This is a genomic window from Rathayibacter sp. Leaf296 (genome assembly GCF_001423045.1).
Taxonomy (GTDB): Bacteria; Actinomycetota; Actinomycetes; order Actinomycetales; family Microbacteriaceae; genus Rathayibacter; species Rathayibacter caricis.
The window spans coordinates 1,721,726-1,744,566 of the sequence record NZ_LMNR01000001.1 but is presented as its reverse complement, the minus strand read 5'-3'; the positions used below and the strand labels follow the sequence as shown (position 1 = coordinate 1,744,566).

Sequence of the window (22,841 nt, the reverse complement as noted above, 5' to 3'; positions counted from 1 at the left end):
ACCGACGAGAGGACGCACCATGCAGCTCGGAACACGCTGGAACCTCGGCGGGCAGCCGCCGACCACCCTCCCGGAGATTGTGGTCACCGCGGTCCGCGACGTCGAGCACGAGCTCGCCGAGGCGGGCACCGAGACGGCGGACTGGCGCTGGCAGCTCACCTGGCTCGAGGGCAAGCCCGTCCTCGAACTCGACGACGGCACGACCGTCACCTACCGTCCCGATGAGGACGCGGCCTACATCACGCAGCCGCAGGGCCGCGTCGAGGGCGAGGACGACGACTGGGGCTGAGCCCGTCGGGCGCGGCCTAGGCTCGCAGGATGACCGACTCCGTCGCCGTCCTCCTCCAGCCCAGCTCCCTCCCCCACGATCTGCCCGACTTCGCGGCGGTCGACCCGGACGCCTACCGGCCCGCCTTCGAGGAGGCGCTGCGCCGGCACCGCGCCGAGATCGATGCCATCGTCTCCACGGACGAGGCGCCGAGCATCGAGAACACGCTCGTGGCACTCGAGCGCTCGGGTCGCGCCCTGCGCCGGGTGAGCGCGGTCTTCTTCACCGTCTGCGCGTCCGACCGCACGGCGCAGACCGATGCGCTGGAGCAGGAGCTCGCTCCGCTGCTCTCGGCGCACGACGACGCGATCACGCTCGACCCGCGCCTCTACGAGCGGCTCCGCGTCCTCGACGAGCAGAGGGATCGACTCGACCTCGACGACGAGACGGCCTACCTGCTCGAGCGGGTGCTGACGCGGTTCGCCCGCGCCGGAGCGCTCCTCGACGACGCGGGGAAGGCCCGTCTCGGCGAGCTGAACGAGCGGCTCTCGACCCTCACCACGCTCTTCCAGAAGAACCTGCTCGCCGAGACGAACGCGCGCGCCGTCGCGTTCGACGACGTCTCGGCGCTCGACGGGCTCGACGACTCCGAGGTGTCCGCTGCTCAGCGGGCCGCCGGGGAACGCGGTCTCGAGGGCGTCCTCGTCACCCTGCCGCTCTTCTCCGGCCACCCGTGGCTCGCCCGCCTGCGCGATCGCTCGGTGCGCGAGCGCATCCTGCGAGTCTCCGTCGGCAGGGCGAGCGAGGGTGGCGAGCACGACAACCGCGAGGTGCTGCAGGACATCGTCGCCCTGAGGGCCGAGCGCGCCGCTCTGCTCGGGGCGAGCTCGCACGCCGAGTTCGTGATCTCGGGTCAGACGGCCGGCTCCCCGGAGCGGGTGCGGGCTCTGCTGGAGGAGCTCGCCGAGCCCGCCGCTCGGAACGCGTCCGAGGAGCTCGCCCGGATGCAGACGTTCGCCGACGCGGAGCAGGACGCCGCCGGTGCGCCCCGCTTCGCCCTGGAGGCCTGGGATCGCGCCTACTACGAGGAGCGGGTGCGCTCCGCGTCCTACGACGTCGACTCGAGCGCGCTGCGGCCCTACTTCGAGCTGGAGCGGGTGCTGCACGAGGGCGTCTTCGCGGCGGCGACGGGACTCTACGGTCTGCGATTCGAGGAGCGGACGGACCTCGTCGGCCACAGCGCACACGTCCGCGTCTTCGAGGTGCACGAGGAGGACGGCTCCGCTCTGGGGCTCTTCCTCTTCGACCCCTTCACCCGCGACTCGAAGCGGGGCGGCGCCTGGATGAACTCGCTGTCGACGCGCACGAGCCTCCTCGGCGACTCCGCCGTCGTCGTCAACACCCTGAACATCTCGGCGCCCGGCGAGGGCGAGCCGGCGCTCCTCGCCCTGGACGAGGTCGACACGCTCTTCCACGAGTTCGGGCACGCCCTCCACGGCCTCCTCGCCTCGGTGCGGTACCCGCGGTTCGGCGGCACGAGCGTCTACCGCGACTTCGTCGAGTTCCCGAGCCAGGTGAACGAGATGTGGGTGCGCCGGCCGGAGCTCCTGTCGTCCTACGCGCGGCACGTCGGGACGGGTGAGCCGCTGAGCACCGAGCTGGTGCAGCGGCTCGAGGAGTCCGCCCTCTGGGGCGAGGGGTTCGCTACGGCGGAGTACCTCGCCTCGGCGCTCCTGGACCTCGCCTGGCACGAGCGCGCCCATCCCGTCGAGCGCGTCGATGTGCGCGCCTTCGAGGACGACGCGCTGCGCCGCGCCGGCCTGCTGCTCGACGCGATCCCGCCGCGGTACGGCAGCACCTACTTCGCGCACGTCTTCTCGGGCGGCTACTCCGCGGGCTACTACTCCTACATCTGGAGCGAGATCCTCGACGCCGACACCGTCGAGTGGTTCGAGGAGAACGGCGGTCTGGATCGCGGGGCGGGCGAGCGCTTCCGCCGGATGATCCTCGGGATCGGCGGCTCGCGCGATCCGCTCGACGCGTACCGCGGGTTCCGCGGTCGCGACGCCCGCACCGAGCCGCTGCTGCGACGTCGCGGACTGCTCCCCCGCGGCTGAGGCCTCAGGCGGACCGGCGCGGCACGAGCCACGCCAGCACGACGAGCCCGACCACCAGCCCCCAGAAGGCGGATCCGATCCCGGCGACGGTGGTGCCGGACGCGGTGACGAGGAGGGTCGCCGCGGCGGGCAGACGCAGCCGCGGCTCGTCGACGGCCGCCTGCACCGCCGCGACGAACACTCCGAGCAGCGCCAGCCCGGCGACGGCCTCGATGAGCAGCGGGCTCGCGGAGGAGACCAGCGCCGTCGCGGCACCGGCCACGAGGCCGAGGACGAGGTAGGACGCACCCGCCGAGACCGACGCGATCCACCGGCGCTCCGGCAGGGGGGACGCCTCCGGCCCCGCGGTCAGCGCCGCGCTCAGCGCCGCGAGGTTGATGGGCACCCCGCCGAAGACGGCGGCGACGCCCGAGAGCGCTCCGGAGGAGACGATCGCCGGCCGGGAGTGCGGCGCGAAGCCGAAGCTCGACAGCACGGCGATGCCCGGGATGTTCTGCCCCGCCATCGTCACCACGTAGAGCGGGAGGCCGATGCCGACGATCGCGCCGATCTCGAAGACCGGAGCGACGAACTCGGGCGCCGGCAGCAGCGGTGCGCCGGCGAGGACCGCGCCGTCGGTGACCAGCAGCAGCACGATCGCCAGGCCGATCGCGGCCGGCACCGCCCAGCGCGGGAGCAGCCGCACGAGCACAAGCCAGACCAGGATCACCGGCAGAGCCAGCGCCGGGATCTCGACCGCCGCCCGGACGGGCGCGAGCACGAGCGGGAACAGGATCCCCGCGAGCATCCCGTTGGCGAGCGGTCGCGGGATGCGCGACACCAGCCGCCCCAGCGCCGGCCAGAGCCCCGTGATCACGAGGAGGAGCGACGCCACCAGGAACGCGCCGACCGCGCGGTCGAAGCCGCCGGGGAGCGCCGCCGTGGCCGCGAGCAGTGCGGCTCCCGGCGTGCTCCACGCGAAGGTCATCGGCACGCGGTAGCGGATGCTCAGCAGGATGCACAGCAGACCCTGCAGCACGCAGACGGCCAGGAGTCCGGACGCGGCCTGGCGGTCGGTCGCGCCGACGGCGACGACGCCGGCGAGGACGATCGCGAAGGAGCTCGAGAAGCCGGTGAGGGCGGCGACGATCCCGGCGAGCAGGGGCTGGACGATGACGGCTCCTCCGTTCGCGGACGCCCGGTCAGGTCGGGCGGCGCGTCCACGACCCGCTCCGCCAGGCTAGGGAACCGGAGCGGGCACGACGACGCCCCCGCCGGGCCAATCCTGGTGAACTGGCGCGACGGGGGCGGAGGGTGTCAGGCGCTCTTCTCCTGGCGGCGCGGCGCGTGCGGCACGATCGTCGGCGCGGCGTTGTCGAGGACGGCGGCGCGGGTGACGACGACCCGGGCCACCTCGTCGGACGACGGCACCTCGAACATGATCGGCCCGAGCACCTCCTCGAGGATCGCGCGGAGCCCGCGGGCGCCCGTCTGCCGCAGCACGGCGAGGTCGGCGATCGCCTCGAGAGCGCCGCGGTCGAACTCCAGCTCGACGCCGTCGAGCTCGAACATGCGCTGGTACTGCTTGACGAGCGCGTTGCGCGGCTCGGTGAGGATCTGCATCAGCGCGTCCTGGTCCAGCTGCGTCACCGTGGTGACGACCGGGAGACGGCCGATGAACTCGGGGATGAGCCCGAACTTGTGCAGATCCTCGGGGAGGACCTCGCTGAAGATGTTGATCTCGTCGCCCTTGCTGTGCAGCGGGGCGCCGAAGCCGATGCCGCGCTTGCCGGCGCGCGACGAGATGATGTCCTCGAGACCGGCGAACGCTCCCGCCACGATGAACAGCACGTTCGTCGTGTCGATCTGGATGAACTCCTGATGCGGGTGCTTGCGACCGCCCTGCGGCGGCACGGAGGCGACCGTGCCCTCGAGGATCTTCAGCAGGGCCTGCTGCACGCCCTCGCCCGAGACGTCCCTCGTGATCGAGGGGTTCTCGGCCTTCCGCGCGATCTTGTCGACCTCGTCGATGTAGATGATGCCGGTCTCGGCGCGCTTGACGTCGTAGTCGGCGGCCTGGATGAGCTTCAGCAGGATGTTCTCGACGTCCTCGCCGACGTAGCCCGCCTCGGTGAGGGCGGTGGCGTCGGCGACCGCGAACGGCACGTTGAGCCGCTTCGCGAGCGTCTGAGCGAGGTAGGTCTTGCCGCAGCCGGTCGGGCCGATCAGCAGGATGTTGCTCTTGGCGATCTCGATCTCGTCGTGGATCGCATCCGCCGCGGTGATCGTGTTGCGCACGCGCACCCGCTTGTAGTGGTTGTAGACCGCGACGGCGAGGGCGCGCTTGGCCTGCTCCTGGCCGATCACGTACTCCTCGAGGAAGCCGAAGATCTCCTTCGGCTTCGGGAGGTCGAACTCGTGGCTCGTCTCCTCGCTCGACTCCGAGAGCCGCTCCTCGATGATCTCGTTGCACAGCTCGACGCACTCGTCGCAGATGTAGACGCCGGGACCGGCGATGAGCTGCTGGACCTGCTTCTGGCTCTTGCCGCAGAACGAGCACTTCAGCAGGTCGGCGCTTTCGCCAATACGTGCCATGGGGATGCCCCACTTCCTTGTCGTGCGTCGGTCGTGTCGTGCATCGGTCGTGCGGGGACCGAGGAACTGGTTCCGAGCCTAGCCTCTGCACCGCGAGGGCTCGGCAGGCGGGCCGGGATTCGCGGCCGTTGCGCCCGTCGTGACGGTTCGCTACGGGCTCGGGTGCCGTCGAGATCCCGGATGCGCGGAAGGGCCGGTCGCGGATCGCTCCGCGCCGGCCCCTCCGAGGTCGATCAGGCCGTGAGAGCCGGGAGGCTCTTGCGGCTGGTCAGGATCTGGTCGATCAGCCCGTACTCGAGCGCGTCGTCCGCACCGAGGATCTTGTCGCGGTCGATGTCCTTCTTGACCTGCTCGATCGAGCGGTTGGAGTGCTTCGACAGCGTCTCCTCGAGCCACTCGCGCATGCGCATGATCTCGGCCGCCTGGATCTCGATGTCCGAGGCCTGGCCACCACCCTGCTGGACGGCGGGCTGGTGGATGAGGATGCGCGCGTTGGGGAGCGCGAGGCGCTTGCCCGGCGTGCCCGCGGCGGTCAGCACGGCGGCGGCCGAGGCGGCCTGACCGAGGACGACCGTCTGGATGTGCGGGCGGATGTACTGCATCGTGTCGTAGATCGCCGTCATCGCGGTGAAGGAGCCACCGGGCGAGTTGATGTACATGACGATGTCGCGGTCGGGGTCCTGGCTCTCGAGCACGAGGAGCTGGGCCATGATGTCGTCCGCCGAGGCGTCGTCGACCTGCACGCCGAGGAAGATGATGCGGTCCTCGAAGAGCTTGGCGTAGGGGTCCTGGCGCTTGTAGCCGTAGGCCGTGCGCTCCTCGAAGGTGGGGAGGATGTAGCGCGAGGACGGCGCGGCTCCGGAGCCGAAGGCCGTTCCGCCGAAGGTGGGTGCGTTCATTGTCTGTTCCTGATCTCTCGGCGCGTCTGGAAGGCTCACTCGGTGGCGGTTCCGCCGCCGCCGGCGACGTCGGTCGCGGAGGAGCGGATGTGGTCGACGAATCCGTAGGCCAGGGCCTCCTCGGCGCTGAACCAGCGGTCGCGGTCGCCGTCCTCGTTGACCTGCTCGACGGTCTTGCCGGTCGCCTTCGCGGTGATCTCGGCGAGGCGCTTCTTCATGTCGAGGATGAGCTGCGCCTGGGTCTGGATGTCGGACGCGGTGCCGCCGAACCCGCCGTGCGGCTGGTGCAGCAGGACGCGGGCGTTCGGCGTGATGTACCGCTTGCCCTGCGTGCCGGCGGTGAGGAGGAGCTGGCCCATCGAGGCCGCCATCCCGATGCCCACGGTCACGATGTCGTTCGGCACGAACTGCATCGTGTCGTAGATCGCCATGCCGGCCGTGATGGAGCCACCGGGCGAGTTGATGTACAGGAAGATGTCCTTCTCTGCGTCCTCGGCCGCGAGGAGGAGGAGCTTCGCGGCGATCTCGTTCGCGTTCTCGTCGCGCACCTCGGAACCGAGCCAGATGATCCGGTCCTTGAGCAGGCGGTCGAAAACACTGTTGGGCATAACCATGTCGGCCATGTATTGCTCCGTTTCAGTTGTCGCTTCGGAGGCGAATCTATCGGACGCTCCCCCGCCGATCCGGCCGTGTTCGCCCGGGGCGGAGCGGGAGCGGCCGGTGTTCGCCGGGGGCGGACCGGGCGGCGCGCCTCCGCCGGAACGACAGGAGCCGCCCCCGACGGATCGGGGGCGGCTCCTGGTCGTCTGCGCGAGTGCTACTCGGCGGCCGGGGTCTCCTCGGCGGGAGCGGCGACCTTCTTCTTGGCGGGGGCGCGCTTCTTCTTCGGAGCCGGGGCGGGCTCCTCCGCTGCGGCCTCGGCCGGGGCCTCGGTCGTCTCGGCCTCCGCGGGCGCCTCGACCGGGGTCTCCGCGGCGCCGTCCTCGACCGCGGGAGCGGTCTCGTCGGTCGCGGAGTCGTCGTCCTCGCCGGGAACGGCGGTGAAGGCGGTCAGGTCGACGGCCTTGCCGTCGGTGTCGACGACCTTCGCCTTCCCGAGGACGATCGCGAGCGCCTTGTTGCGGGCGACCTCGCCGACCATCTGGCCGATCTGGTTGTTCTCGGACAGGATCTTGATGAACTCGTTCGGCTCCATGCCGTACTGCGCAGCGCCCTGGATCAGGTACTGCGTGAGCTCGTCCTGGCTGACCTGGACCTTCTCCTGCTCGACGACGTGGTCGAGGAGGATCTGGGTCTTGAAGGTCTTCTCGCTCGCCTCGGTGACCTCGGCGCGGTGCTCGTCGTCCTCGAGGCGGTTCTCGCCCTCGAGGTGGCGGTGCACCTCGTCCTCGACGAGCGACGCGGGGACCGGCACCTCGACGAGGGCGAGGAGGGCGTCGACGAGCTTCTCGCGCGCCTGGCCGCCCTGGCCGAAGGTCTTCTGCTGAGCGGCCTGCTCCTTGAGCGACTCGCGGAGCTCGGCGATCGTGTCGAACTCGCTGGCGATCTGCGCGAAGTCGTCGTCGGCGTCGGGGAGCTCGCGCTCCTTGACGGCGGTCAGGGTGACGGCGATCTCGGCCTGCTCGCCGGCGTGGTCGCCTCCGAGCAGCGGGGCGGTGAAGGTGGTGCTCTCACCGGCGGTGAGGGAGTCGAGCGCCTCGTCGATGCCCTCGATCAGCTCGCCCGAGCCGAGCTCGTAGGAGATCGCGTTGGCGGTGTCGACCTCGACGCCGTCGATGGTCGCGATCAGGTCGATCTGGGCGAAGTCGCCCGTCTTGGCGGGACGGTCGACCGTCACGAGCGTGCCGAAGCGGCTGCGCAGGCGGTCGAGCTCGGCGTCGACGTCGGCGTCGGTGACCTCGGCCGCGTCGACCGTGAGCTCGATGCCCTCGTAGTCGGGCACGTCGACCTCGGGACGGACGTCGACCTCGATCGCGAGCTCGAGGTCGCCGGTGAAGTCCTTGTCGCTCGGCCAGGCGACGATGTCGGCCTGCGGGCGACCCAGGGGGCGCACTTCGGACTCGCGCACGGCCTCGCGGTAGAAGCCGTCGAGGCCCTCGTTGACGGCGTGCTCGAGCACGGCCGCCTTGCCGACGCGCTGGTCGACGATCGCGGGCGGGACCTTGCCCTTGCGGAAGCCGGGGACGTTGATCTGCTCGGCGATGTGGCCGTACGCGTGCGTGATGCTGGGGCCGAGCTCGTCGGGGGTGACCGAAATCGCGAGCTTGACGCGGGTCGGGCTCAGCTTTTCTACCGTGGTCTTCACGTGAGGGGATCTCCTGTGCTGGTTGGTGTCGGCGCCGTGCAAACGGTCGTCACGGGTCGAGGTCGTCACGATGAGAATCGTGGTCGGGGCGACAGGATTCGAACCTGCGACCTCCCGCTCCCAAAGCGGGCGCTCTAGCCAAGCTGAGCTACGCCCCGGATGCGCGGGCCGGGGCACCGTGCTGTGAGACTCTCGTCGAGCCCTCTCCGCACGTCCGCTCTCGCGACACGCCGAAATGGCCTTCGCAAGTGTACTCCACCGCGACTCGCCCGGCAGGAACGGGGTTCCGACCGCGCGCCGCGAGCAGTGCTGCGAGGACGTGTCCGCCTCGGCCGCGGGATGTACTACAGTGTCATGGTGCCCGATCGAGAGACGGGCGCGCACCCGTTCCGCAGCCTCGTGCCGCGGATCCGGGGCTGTAGCTTAGTGGTAAAGCCTCTGTCTTCCAAACAGATGATGCGAGTTCGATTCTCGTCAGCCCCTCTCCTTCTCCTCTTCTGACCGGCCTGTACTTCTGGACGGCCTGGTCTTCCGACCGTGTCGGCCGCCTCAGGCCGTCGCGTCCGATGCTCCCCGGTGCAGCTCGGCCAGCGCCCGGTACGACTCCGCGTTCCTGCGGATCCCGGCGCGCTCCTCCTCCGTGAGCTCGCGACGCACCTTCGCCGGCACTCCGGCCACGAGCGACCCGGGCGGGACGACGGTGCCCTCCAGCACCACGGCACCCGCCGCCACGAGGGAGCCGGTCCCGATGACGGCCCCGTTCAGCACTGTCGCGTTCATCCCGACCAGCACGTCGTCCTCGAGCGTGCAGCCGTGCAGCACGGCGTTGTGCCCCACCGAGACCCCGGCGCCGATCGTCGCAGCGAACCCGGCGTCGACGTGCACGATCACGCCGTCCTGCAGGTTGCTGCCCTCGCCGAGTCGGATCGACGCGCTCTCGCTCCGCAGCACCGCCCCGTACCAGACGCTCGCGTGCTCCTCCACGGCGACATCACCGACGAGGACGGCGCCGGGCGCCGCCCAGGCGGTGACGGCGAGGCGGGGCGATCGCCCGTCGCCGAGCCCGAGGAGGCGCGGCCCCTGCTGATCGTTCGACATCGTCGTCTTCCCCTCGTCGCTTCGGATGCTCGTCCCGCATCCTCGCACCGTCGCCCGGCGAGCGGGACCTCAGCGGGCCGAGCGCAGCCAGGCGAGCACGGCGAGGACGCGCCGGTGGTCCGACCCCGAGTCCTCGAGACCGAGCTTCTGGAAGATCGCGGTCACGTTCTTCTCGACCGCGCCGACCCCGATGAAGAGCGACGCCGCGATGCCCGCGTTCGTGCGCCCCTGCGCCATCGCCTCGAGCACCTCCCGCTCCCGCGGGGTCAGCGACGCGAGCGGGTCGCGCTGGCGCTGCAGGAGCGACGCCACGACTTGCGGGTCGAGCACGGTCCCTCCGGCGGCGACCCTCTCGACGGCGTCACGCAGCTCGTCGACGGAGGCGACCCGGTCCTTCAGGAGGTAGCCCATCCCGCCCTCGCCGGAGCCGAGCAGCTCGTGCGCGTAGGTCACCTCGACGTACTGGCTCAGCAGGAGGACCGCGACGGACGGGTGCGCGGCGCGGATCCGGAGGGCCGCACGCACCCCCTCGTCCCGGAAGGTCGGCGGCATGCGGACGTCGAGCACGGCGACATCGACCGCCGCGGGCTCGCGCTCGAGGAGGGCGACGAGTCCCTCGGCATCGCCGAACGCCCCGGCCACGGCGAATCCCGCGTCCTCGAACAGCCGGACGAGACCCTCGCGCAGGAGTACCGAGTCCTCGGCGAGGGCGACGCGGATCACAGGTGCGGAGCTCACTCGGTCAGCCTAGAGCGGACGCATCGGCGACCAGCGGCCGGAACGGCACGTGGACGCCGACGGTCGTCGGTCCTCCCGCGGGCGAGTCCAGGCGGAAGACGCCGCGCAGACCGCGGAGCCGCCCCTCGATCCCCTCGAGTCCGTGGCCGGAGACCGAGGCCGCCCCTCCGACTCCGTCGTCGATCACCCAGACGTCGAGCCAGCTCTCCCCGGACGCGCCCGGATCGCGCACGTCGAGGTGGACCCGGATGCGCCGGGCCCTCGCGTGCTTCGATGCGTTCGCGAGCAGCTCCGCCACGACGAAGTAGACGCTCCGCTCGACCTCCGGCGGCACTCCCCGGATCGGGTGATCGACGACCACGTCCACCGGAACGGGGCTGAGCGCGGCGATCGAGTGCACGGCCGCCTCGAACCCGCGGTCCTGCAGGATCGGCGGGGCGACGCCGCGCGACAGGGCGCGCAGCTCGTCCAGCGCCGCGCCGACGTGCTCGCGGGCCTGCGCGATCAGCGCCGTCGCTCCCTCCGGATCCGCGCCGACACGGCGCTCCGCCGACGCGAGGTCCATCTGCACCCGGAGGAGCCGCTGCTGGGGTCCGTCGTGGATGTCCCGCTCCAGCCGGCGCAACTCGCGGTCCTCGGCGGCGACGGCCGCTCCGCGCGACGCGCTCAGCTCCTCGACCTCGCGCTGCAGCGCCTCCGAGCTCCACGGGCCCAGCAGCAGCCTGTCGACGAGGTAGCGGGCGAGGGTGAGCCCGCGCGTCGCGAACGGCAGGGTCGAGACGAACAGCACCACGACGGCGACCGCGGCCAGGACGACGAGGATCTCGGGTGGCTCGGGGACTCCGAGGAGCGAGCTCGCGCGGTCCGCCACCCAGCGGGCCGCCGTCGCCGAGCCGCCCGACGTGCCGTCGAGCGCGGTGACGAGGGTGCCTGCTCCCGCCCAGATCCACAGCACCAGCACGGCCCCGAGCACCGTCGAGAGCAGCGGAGCCACGATCAGCGTGTGCAGCAGAGCCAGCCAGTAGTGGCCGTCGATCACGGGACCGTAGAGCGCGAAGGTGGCCGGAGCCACGCCGGCGGGTGCCCGGCGCGTCCGGGGCTCGGGGATGTCGGGGCGACCGGCGAGCAGGTCGAGCCACCGGGTGCCGCGGGCGAAGTAGCGCGCGACGATCAGGGCGACCGGGACGAGGACGACCCCGATCAGCACCCCGATGAGCCCGAGCGCCGCGACGAGCGCGAGCCCGACCGTCGTCGCTCCGACAACAGCGAACGGCACCGCGACGACCAGCGCGAGCGCCTCCCGCGGCACCCCGCGCCAGAGGCGGAGGTAGGCGCGGGTCGCCTCGGCCAGCGGTGACGGCGCAGCGCTCATCACGGCCCCCCCTCCGCGTCCCCCGTGGGAGGGGACTCGGGTTCGAGAGTATCGGCGGGGCCCTGCCGTCGCCCGGGGGCGGACCCCCGTTCCGCTCCTCCGGGGGATCCTCGCACAGGAGGAGAGCCTCACCTCAGCGCGGCTTAGCGGAGCCTCCGCTTCCTTGCGGCGACGGGGCTGCGGCGTACAGTTGACGATCAGTCACCCCCTCTCGAAAGGACCCGATCGATGTCCACTGCATCCGTCACGTCGCTCACCTCGTCGAACCCGGATGTCGCATCCGGAGTCGCTCAGTTCCTCAGCCCCGTCGTCGTCGAGATGACCGCACTGGCCGTCAACGGCAAGCAGGCGCACTGGCACGTGCGCGGCGCCAACTTCATCGGCGTCCACGAGCTCCTCGACACGATCGTCGCCCACTCGATCGAGTGGGCCGACCTCGCCGCCGAGCGGGTCGTCGCCCTCGGCCTCCCCGTCGACGCCCGCATCCAGACCGTCGCCTCGGCGACGAGGACCCAGCCCCTCACCCCCGGGTTCCAGCGCTCCGAGAACGCCATCGTCGAGATCATCACCCAGATGGACGTCGCGATCGCCACGGTGAACACCGCGATCGCCGAGCTCGCCGAGATCGACGCCAGCAGCCAGGACGTCGCCATCGAGATCGGCCGGGGCCTCGAGAAGGACCGCTGGTTCCTCTTCGCGCACGTCAGCGAGAGCTGAGCACCGCTCTCCAGCGCACTCGGAAGGCCCGCCCGATCCCCGGATCCGGCGGGCCTTCCGTCTGCGACGGCCGGCCGGGTCGGGCGTCAGACCTCGTGGGTGGCCCGGCCCGCGAGCAGCGTCATCGCCACGGGCATGGTGCGCAGCTGCTCCGGGGCGGCGGTGAGCGGGTCGCGCTCGACGACGACGAGGTCGGCGGGGTCGCCCGCCTGCGGCCGGAGCCGTCGCGATCTCGTCGAGGCGATGATCGCCTCCTCCGTGCGGAGGCGCTGCTCGGGGTGCCAGGGCCGATCGCCGGGGCGCGCCCGGGCCACGGCCGCCGCCATCGCGACCCACGGGTCCAGCGGCGCGACGGGAGCGTCTGATCCCAGCACGACCGTCGCTCCGGAGTCGATCAGCGAGCGCAGCGCGAAGGCGCGGCCGGTCCGTCCCGCCCAGTAGCGGTCGGCGACATCGCGGTCGTCGAGGGCGTGCTCGGGCTGCACGCCGGCCACGACTCCCAGGCGGGCGAACCGCGGGATGTCGTCGTCCGAGAGCAGCTGCGCGTGCTCGATCCGTCCGCCGCCCACTCGAGCGAGGGCGTCGAGCGCGACCGTGGCGGCCGCGTCCCCGATGGCGTGCACGGTCGACCGGATCCCGGCCGCCGCCGCGCGGGCGAGCAGCTCGTCGAGCTCCACCGGATCGACGGTGAGGACTCCGTGTCCGGCGTCGGCGCCCTCGTAGGGGTGCTCGCAGAACGCGGTCCGGGTGTTGAGGGAGCCGTCGATCAGCACTTTGAGCGGCCCCATCCGGAGCAGGCCCTCTCCCCCGGCGAGCTCGTCCCCGGTGCGCAGTCCCTCGCTGATCGCGCGGTCCAGGTCGTCCCGGTACACCCCGGTGTCGACGCGGAGCGAGCGCGTGCCGCGAGTGACACGACGCGTCCAGTCGCCGACGTTCCAGCGCATCTCGAGATCGACGACTCCGACGACCCCGCGCGCGGCCGCCTGCCGGGCCGCCGTGTCGACGAGCAGGTCGAGCTCGTCGTCGGTCATCGCGCCGAGCGCCGTGACGAGCTCGAAGCAGGGGTCCTCGCGCAGGAGATCGTCCGTCCACGGCACGGAGTAGCGCCGGAGCGCTGCGGAGTTGAGCCAGGCGGAGTGCAGGTCGCCGCCGACGAGCACCACGGGCCGCTCGGGGGCGACCGCGTCGAGCTGACCGGTGGTCGGCGGCTCGGGCCACAGGCCGTCGCGGTAGCCGAACCCGACGAGCGTGGTCGTCGCTCCCGCCGGCGAGACGGCGAGCCGGTCGCGGACCGCCGCCACGACCTCGGCCGCCGAGACGGCCGTCGAGACGTCGAGGCGCGGAGCCGTCATGGCCCACTGCGAGAAGTGCACGTGCTCGTCCCACAGGCCGGGGAGCAGCCACCGGCCGTCGAGGTCGCGGACGTCGTCGACCGGTCCGGCTGCGGCGCCGACGGAGTCGACCACTCCGTCGCGCAGCACCACGTCGACCGGCGCATCGCGGCCCAGCAGCCTCGCGCCGCGCAGCAGCAGCGACCCGCTCATCGTCGTCCGGCCTCGATCACGACTGGCACACCGGGCACCAGTAGAGCTTGCGCGCGCCGATCTCCTCGAGCAGGACGTTCGTGCCGCAGACGCGGCAGGGCAGGCCCTCGCGCTTGTAGACGTAGTTGCGCTCGGCGCGGCTGCGGACGGCCTTCGACCGCTCCGACGCCGTCAGCCCGCGCCGGGTGATCATCATGCCGGTGCGGATGCCGTCCTCGAGCAGGAGCGCCCAGTCGGCCCACAGCTCGTTCGCGAGCTCGAGCGGCACCTGCTTGCCGGGTGTGTGCGGGTCCAGCGCCGCGCGGTAGAGGAGCTCCGCGCGGTAGATGTTGCCGATGCCGCTGACGACCGACTGGTCCATCAGGACCAGGCCGACCGGGGTGGCCGTCTTGCGCAGCCGCGTCACGAAGCGGTCGCGCGCGGCATCGGAGTCGTCGGCGGCCGGATCCGGGCCCAGCCGCGCCAGCAGGGCCTCGACCTGCGACGGGTCCATCACCTCGCAGGCGGTCGGGCCGCGCAGGTCGGCGACCGTCTCCTCCGTCTGCAGGCGCACGCGCACGGCGCCGATCGGCAGAGGCGGGAACTCGTCGAGGTCGCTGTCGGTCTCGTGCTCGGTCTCGGAGAGCCGGACCGCGCGCCGCCGCCGCGGGGCGCCGATGCTGCTGCCCGCCTTCCCGTCGGGGAAGAGCGGAGAGACGTGCCCGAGGAAGTCCCACGCCCCGTAGAGGCCGAGGTGCACGTGCAGGAACAGTTCACCCTCGAAGCGCAGCAGCAGGTGCTTGCCGACCGCGGTGGACTCGAGCACGGTCCGCCCGTCGAGCACCGCGGCGCCCTCCGTGAACCGCCCCTGCGGACTGCTGACGGCCACCGCGTGCCCGACCACGTCGCGCTCGAACTGCAGCGCGATGCGGTGGACGGAGTGCCCCTCCGGCACCTAGCGGCTCTTCGCGGTCGAATCGACGGCGCGGCCGGCGATGTCGCCGGTGGCCTCGTACTCGGCGAGCTGCGCGATGCGGCGCACGTGCCGCTCCTCGAAGGTGAAGGGTTCGGCGACGAAGGCGTCGATGAAGCCCGTCGCCTCGTCGACCGTGTGCTGGCGGGCGCCGATCGAGATCACGTTGGCGTCGTTGTGCTGGCGGGCGAGGACCGCGGTGCTGAGGTTCCAGACCAGGGCGGCGCGGACTCCCGCGACCTTGTTCGCCGCGATCTGCTCGCCGTTGCCGGAGCCGCCGAAGACGACGCCGAGCGCCCGCACGCCGGCCTCCTGGTCGCGCACGACCGCGGCCGCCGCGTTGATGCAGAACGACGGGTAGTCGTCGAGCGGGTCGTAGGAGGTCGGACCGTGGTCGACGACCTCGTGGCCCGCCGCACCGAGGTGCTCGATCAGGTGCCGGCTGAAGTCCAGCCCGGCGTGGTCCGTTGCGATGTGGATGCGCACGCGCTCGTCCTTTGAGAGTGCCGAATCGATGCCCGCTGGAGCGGGCCGGGAGTCAGAGTACCGCCCGGGGAGGGCGGCCGCCCTCAGTCGAACTGCGGGTCGCGGGTCCGCGAGCGCTTGAGCTCGAAGAAGCCGTCGTACGAGGCGGCGGCGACGATGCCGTCCCACAGGGTCAGCGCCTGCTCGCCGCGCGGAGTGGGCGAGAGGACGGGGCCGAAGAAGGCGACGTCGCCGATGGCGATGACGGGGGTACCGACGTCCTGGCCGACGCGGTCGATCCCCTCGAAGTGCGAGGCGCGCATCGGAGCGTCGTACTCCTCCGAGTCGGCGTACGCGGCCAGCTCGGCCGGCACTCCGATCTCGGCGAGCGACTCGGCGATGACCGCGTCGACGTCCGTGCGGCCGCCGACGTGGATCCGGGTGCCGAGGGCGTCGTAGAGCGGCTTGACCTTCTCGCGGCCCTCGCGCTCGCCGACGGCCGCGACGAGGCGCGTGTAGCGCAGCGCCCGCGGGAGGAAGCTGCGGTACGACTCGTCGACGTCCTTGTCCTCGTTGAGGACGGCGAGGCTCATGATGCGCCAGGTGACGTCGAGGTCACGGTCGGGCGTCACCTCGTCGACGAAGCGGGAGGTCATCCAGGCCCAGGGGCAGGAGGGGTCGAACCAGAAATCCACGGAGGTCATGCGCTCACGTTACGCCGCCGTCCGCACCCTCGGTGCGCCTGAGCGCCGCCCGGGTGCGACCCGGCGGCGCGGCCCTAGGCTTGATCGTCGGCGCCCGCACCCCGGCGCCCGGCGGCCGCGCCCGAGACGAACGGATGGAGCACCCGTGCCAGGAGACAACCTCACCCGGAGCGAAGCGCAGGAGCGCGCCTCGCTGATCCAGGTCATCGACTACGACATCAGCCTCGACCTCACGCGGGGGGCGGAGACGTTCCTGAGCACGACGACCGTGCGCTTCACCGCGGTCGAGGGGGCGTCGACCTTCCTCGACGCGATCACGCGGACCGTCCACTCGGTCGTGCTGAACGGCGTCGAGCTCGACCCGGCCGAGGTCGCCGACGGCGTGCGCATCCGCCTCGACTCCCTCGCCGCGCAGAACGAGCTCACCGTCGTCGCCGACGCGATGTACACCAACACGGGCGAGGGCCTGCACCGCTTCGTCGACCCCGTCGACGGCGAGGTCTACCTCTATTCGCAGTTCGAGGTCCCGGACTCCCGCCGCGTGTTCGCGGTGTTCGAGCAGCCCGACCTCAAGGCGGAGTTCCGCTTCACGGTCACCGCGCCCGCCGCCTGGCAGGTCGTCTCGAACCAGCCGACCCCGGAGCCGGTGCCGGTCGGCGAGGACATCGCGACCTGGAGCTTCGAGCCCACGCCGCGCATCTCCTCCTACATCACGGCCCTCATCGCGGGACCGTACGTGGTCGAGCGCGACTCGCTCGTCTCCTCCGACGGCCGCACCGTGCCCCTGGGCGTCTTCGCCCGGGCCTCGCTCGCTCCCCACCTCGACGCCGACTACGTCTTCGAGAAGACCAAGCAGGGCTTCGCGTTCTACGAGGAGAAGTTCGGCGTCCCGTACCCGTTCGACAAGTACGACCAGCTCTTCGTCCCCGAGTTCAACGCCGGCGCGATGGAGAACGCGGGAGCGGTCACCTTCACCGAGACCTACGTGTTCCGCTCGAAGGTCACCGACGCGATCAGGGAGCGCCGGGTCGTCACGATCCTGCACGAGCTCGCGCACATGTGGTTCGGCGACCTGGTGACCATGAAGTGGTGGAACGACCTCTGGCTGAACGAGTCGTTCGCCGAGTACGCGTCCACCCTGGCCACGGCCGAGGCGACCGAGTGGACCGAGGCCTGGACGACCTTCGCCGCGATGGAGAAGAGCTGGGCGTACCGCCAGGACCAGCTGCCCTCGACGCACCCGATCGTCGCGACGATCAACGACCTCGAGGACGTCCAGGTCAACTTCGACGGCATCACCTACGCCAAGGGCGCCTCGGTGCTCAAGCAGCTGGTGGCCTGGGTCGGCGAGAAGGAGTTCCTCGCGGGCGTGCACGAGTACTTCGTGAAGCACGCGTTCTCGAACACCGAGCTGCGCGATCTGCTCGTCGAGCTGGAGGCCACGAGCGGCCGCGATCTGACCGAGTGGTCCGCGCAGTGGCTCGAGACGGCCGGGGTGAACACCCTGCGTCCCGAGATCGCGGTCGACGAGTCCGGCTCGATCGCCTCCTTCGCGATCCTGCAGAGCGCCGTCGAGGAGTACCCGACGATCCGTCCGCACCGCCTCGCGATCGGGCTCTACGACTTCGAGGGCGACCGCCTCGTGCGGATCGACCGCCTCGAGCTCGACGTCGACGGCGAGCGGACGGAGGTGCCCGAGCTGATCGGCCGCACCCGCCCGGCCCTCGTGCTGCTCAACGACGACGACCTGGCGTACGCCAAGATCCGGCTCGACGACGCCTCGCTCGCCGTCGCGATCGAGCACCTCGCGAGCATCGAGAGCCCTCTGGCGCGCTCACTCGTCTGGGGCTCGGCCTGGGACGCGACGCGGGACGCCGAGTCGGCTCCCCGCGACTTCGTCCGCCTCGTGCTGGGCAACATCGACACCGAGACCGAGTCGACCACGCTGCGCACGGTGCTGGGCCAGCTGGTCACCACCGCGACCCAGTACGTCGCTCCGGAGCACCGCTCCGAGACCGTCGCGCAGGTCGGCGACCGGCTCCGGACCCTCGCCGAGGAGGCGGAGGCCGGCAGCGACGCGCAGTTCCAGTTCGTCAAGTTCTTCGCGGCCGTCGCGTCGACGCCCGAGCACCTCGACGCGCTCGAGGCGCTGCGCAGCGGCTCGACCTCGCTCGAGGGCCTCGAGATCGACACCGACCTCTCCTGGGAGCTGCTGATCGCGCTCGTCGCGGGCGGCCGGGCCGGCGCGGAGGAGATCGACTCCGCTCTCGCCGCCGACACCACGGCCACCGGGCAGCAGTCCGCAGCGCAGGCCCGCGCCGCGATCCCGACCGCCGAGGCGAAGCGCGCGGCCTGGGAGTCGGTCACGGCCGACGACTCCGCGCCGAACACGATCGTGCGCTCGACCGGCCTGGGCTTCCAGCGCACGAGCGACCCGCAGCTGCTCGACGCGATGGTGCCGGTGTACTTCGGCGCTCTGCGCGAGCTGTGGGAGGCGAAGAGCTACAAGATCGCCGAGTACCTCGTCGTCGGCTTCTACCCGGCGGCCACTCCGTCGCCCGAGATCGTCGCCGCGACGCGCGAGTGGCTCGAGGCGAACCCCGAGGTGCCGGCGCTGCGCCGTCTCGTCATCGAGAACCTGGCGGGCGTGGAGCGCGCCCTGCGCGCCCAGGAGCGCGACGGGCGCTGATCGACCCGTTGATCGGCCTCGGAGGGGGCGTCGGAGTGATCCGGCGCCCCCTCCGTCATGCCTAGGGCCGGGGCACCGATCGGCGAGCGACTCCGTCGTACTGCGACAGGGGCCGGATGAGCGCGTTCGCGGAGCGCTGCTCGATCACGTGCGCCGTCCAGCCCACGACCCGCGCCGCGACGAACAGCGGAGTGAAGACCTCGGTGTCGAAGCCCATCAGCCGGTAGGCGGGCCCTGAGGGGTAGTCGAGGTTCGGCAGGATCCCCGTGCGCTCCGCCATCGCCTCGGCGAGAGCGTCCGACAGCTCCACGACGTCCGGACGGCCCGCGTGCTCGGCCAGACGGCGCATCGCCGCGTCCATCGTCGGCACGCGCGAGTCGCCCGACTTGTAGACCCGGTGACCGAAGCCCATGATCTTGCGCTTGGCCGCCAGAGCCTCGGCGAGCCACTCCCGTGAGCGCTCGGGGGCGTCGGGGCCGAGGCCGATCTCGTCGAAGACGTGCAGGACCGCCTCGTTCGCGCCTCCGTGCAGCGGCCCCTTGAGGGCGCCGACCGCCGCGGTCACCGCCGAGTAGACGTCGGAGAGCGTGGAGGTCACGACCCGCGCGGTGAAGGTCGAGGCGTTGAACGAGTGCTCGGCGTACAGGATCAGCGAGACGCGGAAGGCGTCGACGACGACGGCGTCGGGCACCTCGCCGAAGGTCGTCCAGAGGAAGTTCTCTGGGTAGTCGAGGTCGTCCCGCGGCGCGATCGGCTCCTCGCCGCGCCGCCGCCGCTGCGCGTAGGAGACGACCGCGGGCAGCGCGGCCCAGAGTCGCACCGAGCGCGCGAGCACCTCTCCCGACGCGTCCGCTCCCGGCTCCGGGTCGAGGGCGCCGAGGACGCTGACGGCGGTCCGGACGACGTCCATCGGATGCGCCGTCAGCGGCAGGAGGTCGATGACGGCCCGCACGGCGGGGTCCAGAGCGCGGTGGGCGCGCTCGATCCCGGAGAGCTCCGCCGCCTCCTCGGCCGTCGGGAGCTCTCCGCGCCAGAGCAGCCACGCCACGTCCTCGAACGAGCACTGCGCCGCGAGCTCCTGCACCGGGTACCCGCGGTAGAGCAGGGAGTTCGACTCCGGGTCGACCTTCGAGATCGACGTGGTGTCGACGACGACCCCCGCGAGACCCTTCCTGATGTCCTGACTCGTCGTGCTCATGCATCGCTCCTTCGCGAGACGGACCCGGTGCGGCGCCGCACCGGGGAGTGCGGGCGCTCAGGCGCCGTAGTGGTCGGCCAGGCTGAAGTCGAAGACGCCCTCGTCGAAACGGCCGTAGGACTCGTAGTCGAGCAGCTCGTAGAGCTCGGCACGGGTCTGCATGCCCGGCACCTCCGAGCGGAGCGAGCCCTCGGCCTTCAGGCCGTCGAGCGCGCGCATCGCCGCGCCCATCGCGACGCGGAGGAGCGACACGGGGTAGATGACGATGTTCACGCCGACGTCCGCCAGCTGCTGCGTCGTGAAGAGCTCGCTCTTGCCGAACTCGGTCATGTTCGCGAGCACGGGCACGTCGACCGCGGCGCGCACCGCCTCGAACTCGCTCAGGTCGCGCATCGCCTCGGGGAAGATCGCGTCCGCCCCCGCGTCCACCAGGCGCTTCGCGCGGTCGATCGCGGCCTGCAGACCCTCGAGGGCCCGGATGTCGGTCCGCGCCATGACGAGGAGGTCCGGATCGCGGCGCGCATCGACCGCCGCGGCGATGCGGCGCACCGAGGTGCTCTCGTCGACCACGGCCTTGCCGTCGAGGTGGCCGCACCGCTTCGGGTTGACCTGGTCCTCGATGTGCAGGCCCGCCACTCCCGCGTCCTCCAGCATCTGGACGGTGCGCGCGACGTTCAGGGGCTCGCCGAAGCCGGTGTCCGCGTCGACCAGGACGGGCAGGTCGGTCATCCGCGCGATCTGCTGACCGCGGCCCGCGACCTCCGAGAGCGTGGTGAGACCGATGTCCGGCAGCCCCAGCTCGGCCGAGAGCACGGCGCCCGAGACGTACACGCCGTCGAAGCCCTTGGCCTCGATCAGCCGCGCCGAGAGCGGGGTGAACGCGCCCGGCAGTTGCAGCAGCTCGCCCGTGGCGAGGCGTTCGCGGAAGAGTCGGCGCTTGTCGGCGGGCGTCCGGGTCGAGTGCAGCAACGGGAGGTCCTTCCCTCGGTGGCGGACCGCCTCACGGCCCTCCTCCCGAATCTATACACCCCGCGCGGCACCCAGGAGCGGTGCGCGCACACCGGACGGGGAGGAAGGCGTCCCGTAGCCTGGAGGGGTCATGCTGCTCTTCGAGACCTCCACCCCGAATCCCGTCTCCGCCACCATCTCGTTCTTCGACACCCCGGTGTTCTGGAAGAGCGTCTGGGTCCTCGCGATCGTGCTCGGCGCGCTGATCGCCCGGGTCATCGCGCACTTCGTCGTCGGCCGGGTGGTCGACCAGATCGTCTCGGGCGTCAAGCGGCGCCAGCGCGTCGAGGACACCCAGTCGATCGCGGCCTCACCGCTCGCCGCCGTCCGTGTGGTCCAGCGCACCCGCACCCTCGGGTCGATCCTGAACAACATCAGCTCGATCCTGATCGTGGTCATCGCGCTCGTGATGATCGTCAACACGATCGACAGCACCTTGATCGGCTCCTTCGCCCTGCTGACCGCGGCACTCGGCGCCGGCCTCGGTTTCGGCGCCCAGAACATCGTCAAGGACGTGCTGAACGGCCTGTTCATGGTGGCGGAGGACCAGCTGGGCGTCGGCGACGTCGTCGACACCGGGCAGGCGACGGGGGTCGTCGAAGCGGTCGGCGTCCGCATCACCCAGATCCGCGACGTCAACGGCACGCTGTGGTTCGTCCGCAACGGAGAGATCACGCGGGTCGGCAACATGTCGCAGGGCTGGTCGCGGGTCATCATCGACCTCGCGGTGCCCTACGAGACCGACCTCGAGCAGGTGCAGAGCACCGTCCTCGCCACCGCGACCGAGCTGGCCGGAAGCAGCCGTTGGCGGGCCCGCATCATCGACAAGCCCGAGCTGTGGGGCCTGGAGTCGATCGCCGACGACGCGCTCGTCGTGCGCCTGGTGATCAAGACGCGCACGACCGCGAAGGACGACGTCGCCCGCGAGCTGCGTCTGCGCCTGAAGCGGGCCCTCGATGCGCTCGACGTCAAGCTGCCCTCCCTCAACGCGGTCGTGCTGAGCGGCTTCGAGGGGGCGACCAGCGTCGGAGGAGCGAAGCCGCCGCGCACCACGCCGTCCCCGACCGTCACCACCGAGCACGGGAAGCCCGTGCGGCTCCCCCGGGCCCTCCGCTCCCGTCCCCGCGACGGCGATCCGACTCCCCCGACGGAAGGACCGCGCTCGTGAGCGGACTGCAGATCGGCGGCACCCCGCCGCTCCGGAGCTTCTGGGAGCACATCGGCGGTCGTCCGACGTTCGAACGGCTCGTGCGGCGCTTCTACGAGGGCGTGCGCGAGGACGAGGTCCTCTGGCCGATGTACCCGGAGGACGACCTCGAGGGCGCGATCCAGCGGCTGACGGGCTTCCTCGAGCAGTACTGGGGCGGCCCGGGCACCTACAGCCAGGAACGCGGGCACCCACGACTGAGGATGCGCCACCAGCCGTTCCGCGTGAATCCCGCGGCCCGCGATCACTGGCTGCAGCACATGCGGGTCGCCGTCGACGAACTCGAGCTGGCGCCCGCGGACGACGCTCTGCTCTGGGACTACCTCGAGCGCGCCGCGCACGCCATGGTCAACACCTTCGAGGAGTAGTCAGGCGGGGGTGCGGACGAGGACGTGTCCCCGCCGGGAGGTGAGGCGGCGCCACGGACCGCTCTCGAGGAGGGCGACCGGGTCGTCCGCTCCGAGGAAGCCGAGCGCGAACAGGGCGAAGGCGGCTCCGGCGGGCACGTCCTCGAGACCGTCGAGGGGCCGGCCCCAGACCGAGGAGCGCACGCGTCCGACGATCTGCTCTCCGGTCGCCGAGCCGACGGCCGCCGCGATCTCGTCGATCCCGTCGCGGGCGACCTTCTCGAGGAAGGCGGGGTCCACCGGCTCGCGTCGGGCCCAGCCGCCGCGCGGAGGCGCGATGCCCGCCCAGGCGCCGGCCGTCGCGTCGTCGCCGTCGGGGAGGACGACGGGCTTGCCGTCCGCTCCTCCCGGTTCCCACTGCAGGCGGGCCAGGCGGTCGTTGAGCGCGCGGATGGGGATCACCCGGTCGAACGCGGCCGGCTGGTCCAGCGCGAAGACGCGGAGGCCGAGCACGGTCGCGGAGCGGTCGAGGATCCCGCGCGGCTGCAGGATCGCGGTGTAGGTGGCCAGGACGTGGTCGTCGGCGACCAGTCGGACCGCGCCGTCGTCGACGCGGGCGGACCGGCCGAGGAAGACCCG

General features: G+C 71.7%; 21 protein-coding genes and 2 tRNA genes. 7 read left to right on the top strand and 16 right to left on the bottom strand.

Annotated features, from left to right (window positions below; all coding sequences use genetic code 11):
* The first annotated feature begins 19 nt into the window (after positions 1 to 19).
* Both ASF46_RS08110 and ASF46_RS08105 read left to right on the top strand, forming a co-directional pair.
* The gene (locus ASF46_RS08110; RefSeq protein ID WP_056867059.1) at positions 20 to 289 is read left to right on the top strand and encodes a hypothetical protein; all 270 of its coding nucleotides are present in this window, start codon (positions 20 to 22) and stop codon (positions 287 to 289) included.
* 29 nt (positions 290 to 318) lie between these two features.
* Positions 319 to 2,385 (top strand): M3 family metallopeptidase, encoded by a 2,067-nt coding sequence (locus tag ASF46_RS08105; RefSeq protein ID WP_056867058.1) that lies wholly within the window; start codon positions 319 to 321, stop codon positions 2,383 to 2,385.
* A 4-nt stretch (positions 2,386 to 2,389) separates the two neighbouring features.
* On the opposite strand, the gene ASF46_RS08100 is transcribed toward ASF46_RS08105, so the two are convergent.
* The 6 genes from ASF46_RS08100 to ASF46_RS08075 form a co-directional block, all read right to left on the bottom strand.
* Positions 2,390 to 3,475 carry a benzoate/H(+) symporter BenE family transporter gene (locus tag ASF46_RS08100; RefSeq protein WP_416351487.1) on the bottom strand — a complete coding sequence of 362 codons (1,086 nt, stop codon included), beginning with the start codon at positions 3,473 to 3,475 and terminating at the stop codon, positions 2,390 to 2,392.
* 206 nt (positions 3,476 to 3,681) lie between these two features.
* The gene (gene clpX, locus ASF46_RS08095) at positions 3,682 to 4,959 is read right to left on the bottom strand and encodes an ATP-dependent Clp protease ATP-binding subunit ClpX (protein WP_055792389.1); all 1,278 of its coding nucleotides are present in this window, start codon (positions 4,957 to 4,959) and stop codon (positions 3,682 to 3,684) included.
* Between the two features lie 233 nt (positions 4,960 to 5,192).
* Positions 5,193 to 5,858, bottom strand: a complete 666-nt coding sequence (locus ASF46_RS08090) for an ATP-dependent Clp protease proteolytic subunit (protein ID WP_055792392.1) — start codon at positions 5,856 to 5,858, stop codon at positions 5,193 to 5,195.
* Between the two features lie 35 nt (positions 5,859 to 5,893).
* A complete protein-coding gene (locus tag ASF46_RS08085; protein ID WP_055792396.1) occupies positions 5,894 to 6,481 on the bottom strand; it encodes an ATP-dependent Clp protease proteolytic subunit in 588 nt (195 codons plus the stop codon).
* A 194-nt stretch (positions 6,482 to 6,675) separates the two neighbouring features.
* Positions 6,676 to 8,163 carry a trigger factor gene (gene tig / locus ASF46_RS08080; protein ID WP_056867056.1) on the bottom strand — a complete coding sequence of 496 codons (1,488 nt, stop codon included), beginning with the start codon at positions 8,161 to 8,163 and terminating at the stop codon, positions 6,676 to 6,678.
* 80 nt (positions 8,164 to 8,243) lie between these two features.
* A tRNA-Pro gene (locus ASF46_RS08075) sits at positions 8,244 to 8,321 on the bottom strand.
* A gap of 254 nt (positions 8,322 to 8,575) precedes the next feature.
* On the opposite strand from ASF46_RS08075, the gene ASF46_RS08070 reads away from it, so the two are divergent.
* Positions 8,576 to 8,646 (top strand) — tRNA-Gly (locus tag ASF46_RS08070).
* 66 nt (positions 8,647 to 8,712) lie between these two features.
* On the opposite strand, the gene ASF46_RS08065 is transcribed toward ASF46_RS08070, so the two are convergent.
* The 3 genes from ASF46_RS08065 to ASF46_RS08055 all read right to left on the bottom strand — a co-directional run bounded on the left by ASF46_RS08065 (position 8,713) and on the right by ASF46_RS08055 (position 11,371).
* Positions 8,713 to 9,261 carry a gamma carbonic anhydrase family protein gene (locus tag ASF46_RS08065; RefSeq protein WP_056867055.1) on the bottom strand — a complete coding sequence of 183 codons (549 nt, stop codon included), beginning with the start codon at positions 9,259 to 9,261 and terminating at the stop codon, positions 8,713 to 8,715.
* Between the two features lie 69 nt (positions 9,262 to 9,330).
* Complete coding sequence (locus tag ASF46_RS08060) at positions 9,331 to 9,999, bottom strand: response regulator transcription factor (RefSeq protein ID WP_056867054.1); 669 nt, start codon at positions 9,997 to 9,999, stop codon at positions 9,331 to 9,333.
* A 4-nt stretch (positions 10,000 to 10,003) separates the two neighbouring features.
* Positions 10,004 to 11,371: a sensor histidine kinase gene (locus tag ASF46_RS08055; RefSeq protein WP_056867053.1), complete on the bottom strand. Its 1,368-nt coding sequence runs from the start codon at positions 11,369 to 11,371 to the stop codon at positions 10,004 to 10,006.
* A 228-nt stretch (positions 11,372 to 11,599) separates the two neighbouring features.
* Here ASF46_RS08055 and ASF46_RS08050 point away from each other — a divergent pair, with 228 nt between their 5' ends.
* Positions 11,600 to 12,088: a Dps family protein gene (locus tag ASF46_RS08050; protein WP_055792411.1), complete on the top strand. Its 489-nt coding sequence runs from the start codon at positions 11,600 to 11,602 to the stop codon at positions 12,086 to 12,088.
* A gap of 86 nt (positions 12,089 to 12,174) precedes the next feature.
* Here ASF46_RS08050 and ASF46_RS08045 read toward each other — a convergent pair whose 3' ends face one another.
* From ASF46_RS08045 to ASF46_RS08030, 4 genes are all read right to left on the bottom strand, one after another.
* Positions 12,175 to 13,632, bottom strand: coding sequence for an amidohydrolase (locus tag ASF46_RS08045; RefSeq protein WP_056867052.1), 1,458 nt, complete (start codon positions 13,630 to 13,632; stop codon positions 12,175 to 12,177).
* Between the two features lie 16 nt (positions 13,633 to 13,648).
* Positions 13,649 to 14,566, bottom strand: coding sequence for an Fpg/Nei family DNA glycosylase (locus ASF46_RS08040; RefSeq protein ID WP_056867051.1), 918 nt, complete (start codon positions 14,564 to 14,566; stop codon positions 13,649 to 13,651).
* Positions 14,567 to 15,070: a ribose-5-phosphate isomerase gene (locus ASF46_RS08035; RefSeq protein WP_056867050.1), complete on the bottom strand. Its 504-nt coding sequence runs from the start codon at positions 15,068 to 15,070 to the stop codon at positions 14,567 to 14,569. It lies immediately after the preceding gene.
* 83 nt (positions 15,071 to 15,153) lie between these two features.
* Entirely contained in the window at positions 15,154 to 15,753 is a 600-nt protein-coding gene (locus ASF46_RS08030; protein ID WP_056867049.1) for a DsbA family protein, read from the bottom strand.
* Between the two features lie 145 nt (positions 15,754 to 15,898).
* On the opposite strand from ASF46_RS08030, the gene pepN reads away from it, so the two are divergent.
* Positions 15,899 to 18,442: an aminopeptidase N gene (pepN, locus tag ASF46_RS08025; protein ID WP_056867048.1), complete on the top strand. Its 2,544-nt coding sequence runs from the start codon at positions 15,899 to 15,901 to the stop codon at positions 18,440 to 18,442.
* A 61-nt stretch (positions 18,443 to 18,503) separates the two neighbouring features.
* Here the strand turns inward: pepN and ASF46_RS08020 are convergent, their stop codons facing one another.
* Positions 18,504 to 19,640 (bottom strand): bifunctional 2-methylcitrate synthase/citrate synthase, encoded by a 1,137-nt coding sequence (locus tag ASF46_RS08020; protein WP_056867047.1) that lies wholly within the window; start codon positions 19,638 to 19,640, stop codon positions 18,504 to 18,506.
* Positions 19,641 to 19,697: 57 nt separating this feature from the next.
* Positions 19,698 to 20,609: a methylisocitrate lyase gene (gene prpB, locus ASF46_RS08015; protein ID WP_056867046.1), complete on the bottom strand. Its 912-nt coding sequence runs from the start codon at positions 20,607 to 20,609 to the stop codon at positions 19,698 to 19,700.
* A 130-nt stretch (positions 20,610 to 20,739) separates the two neighbouring features.
* Between prpB and ASF46_RS08010 the strand changes: the two genes are divergently transcribed.
* Complete coding sequence (locus tag ASF46_RS08010) at positions 20,740 to 21,816, top strand: mechanosensitive ion channel family protein (RefSeq protein WP_082481459.1); 1,077 nt, start codon at positions 20,740 to 20,742, stop codon at positions 21,814 to 21,816.
* Complete coding sequence (locus ASF46_RS08005) at positions 21,813 to 22,223, top strand: globin (protein ID WP_327205460.1); 411 nt, start codon at positions 21,813 to 21,815, stop codon at positions 22,221 to 22,223. Before ASF46_RS08010 ends, ASF46_RS08005 begins: the two co-directional genes overlap by 4 nt.
* Here ASF46_RS08005 and ASF46_RS08000 read toward each other — a convergent pair.
* Positions 22,224 to 22,841 (bottom strand): hypothetical protein (locus ASF46_RS08000; RefSeq protein ID WP_235576885.1); only part of this gene is annotated, 618 nt, incomplete at its 5' end.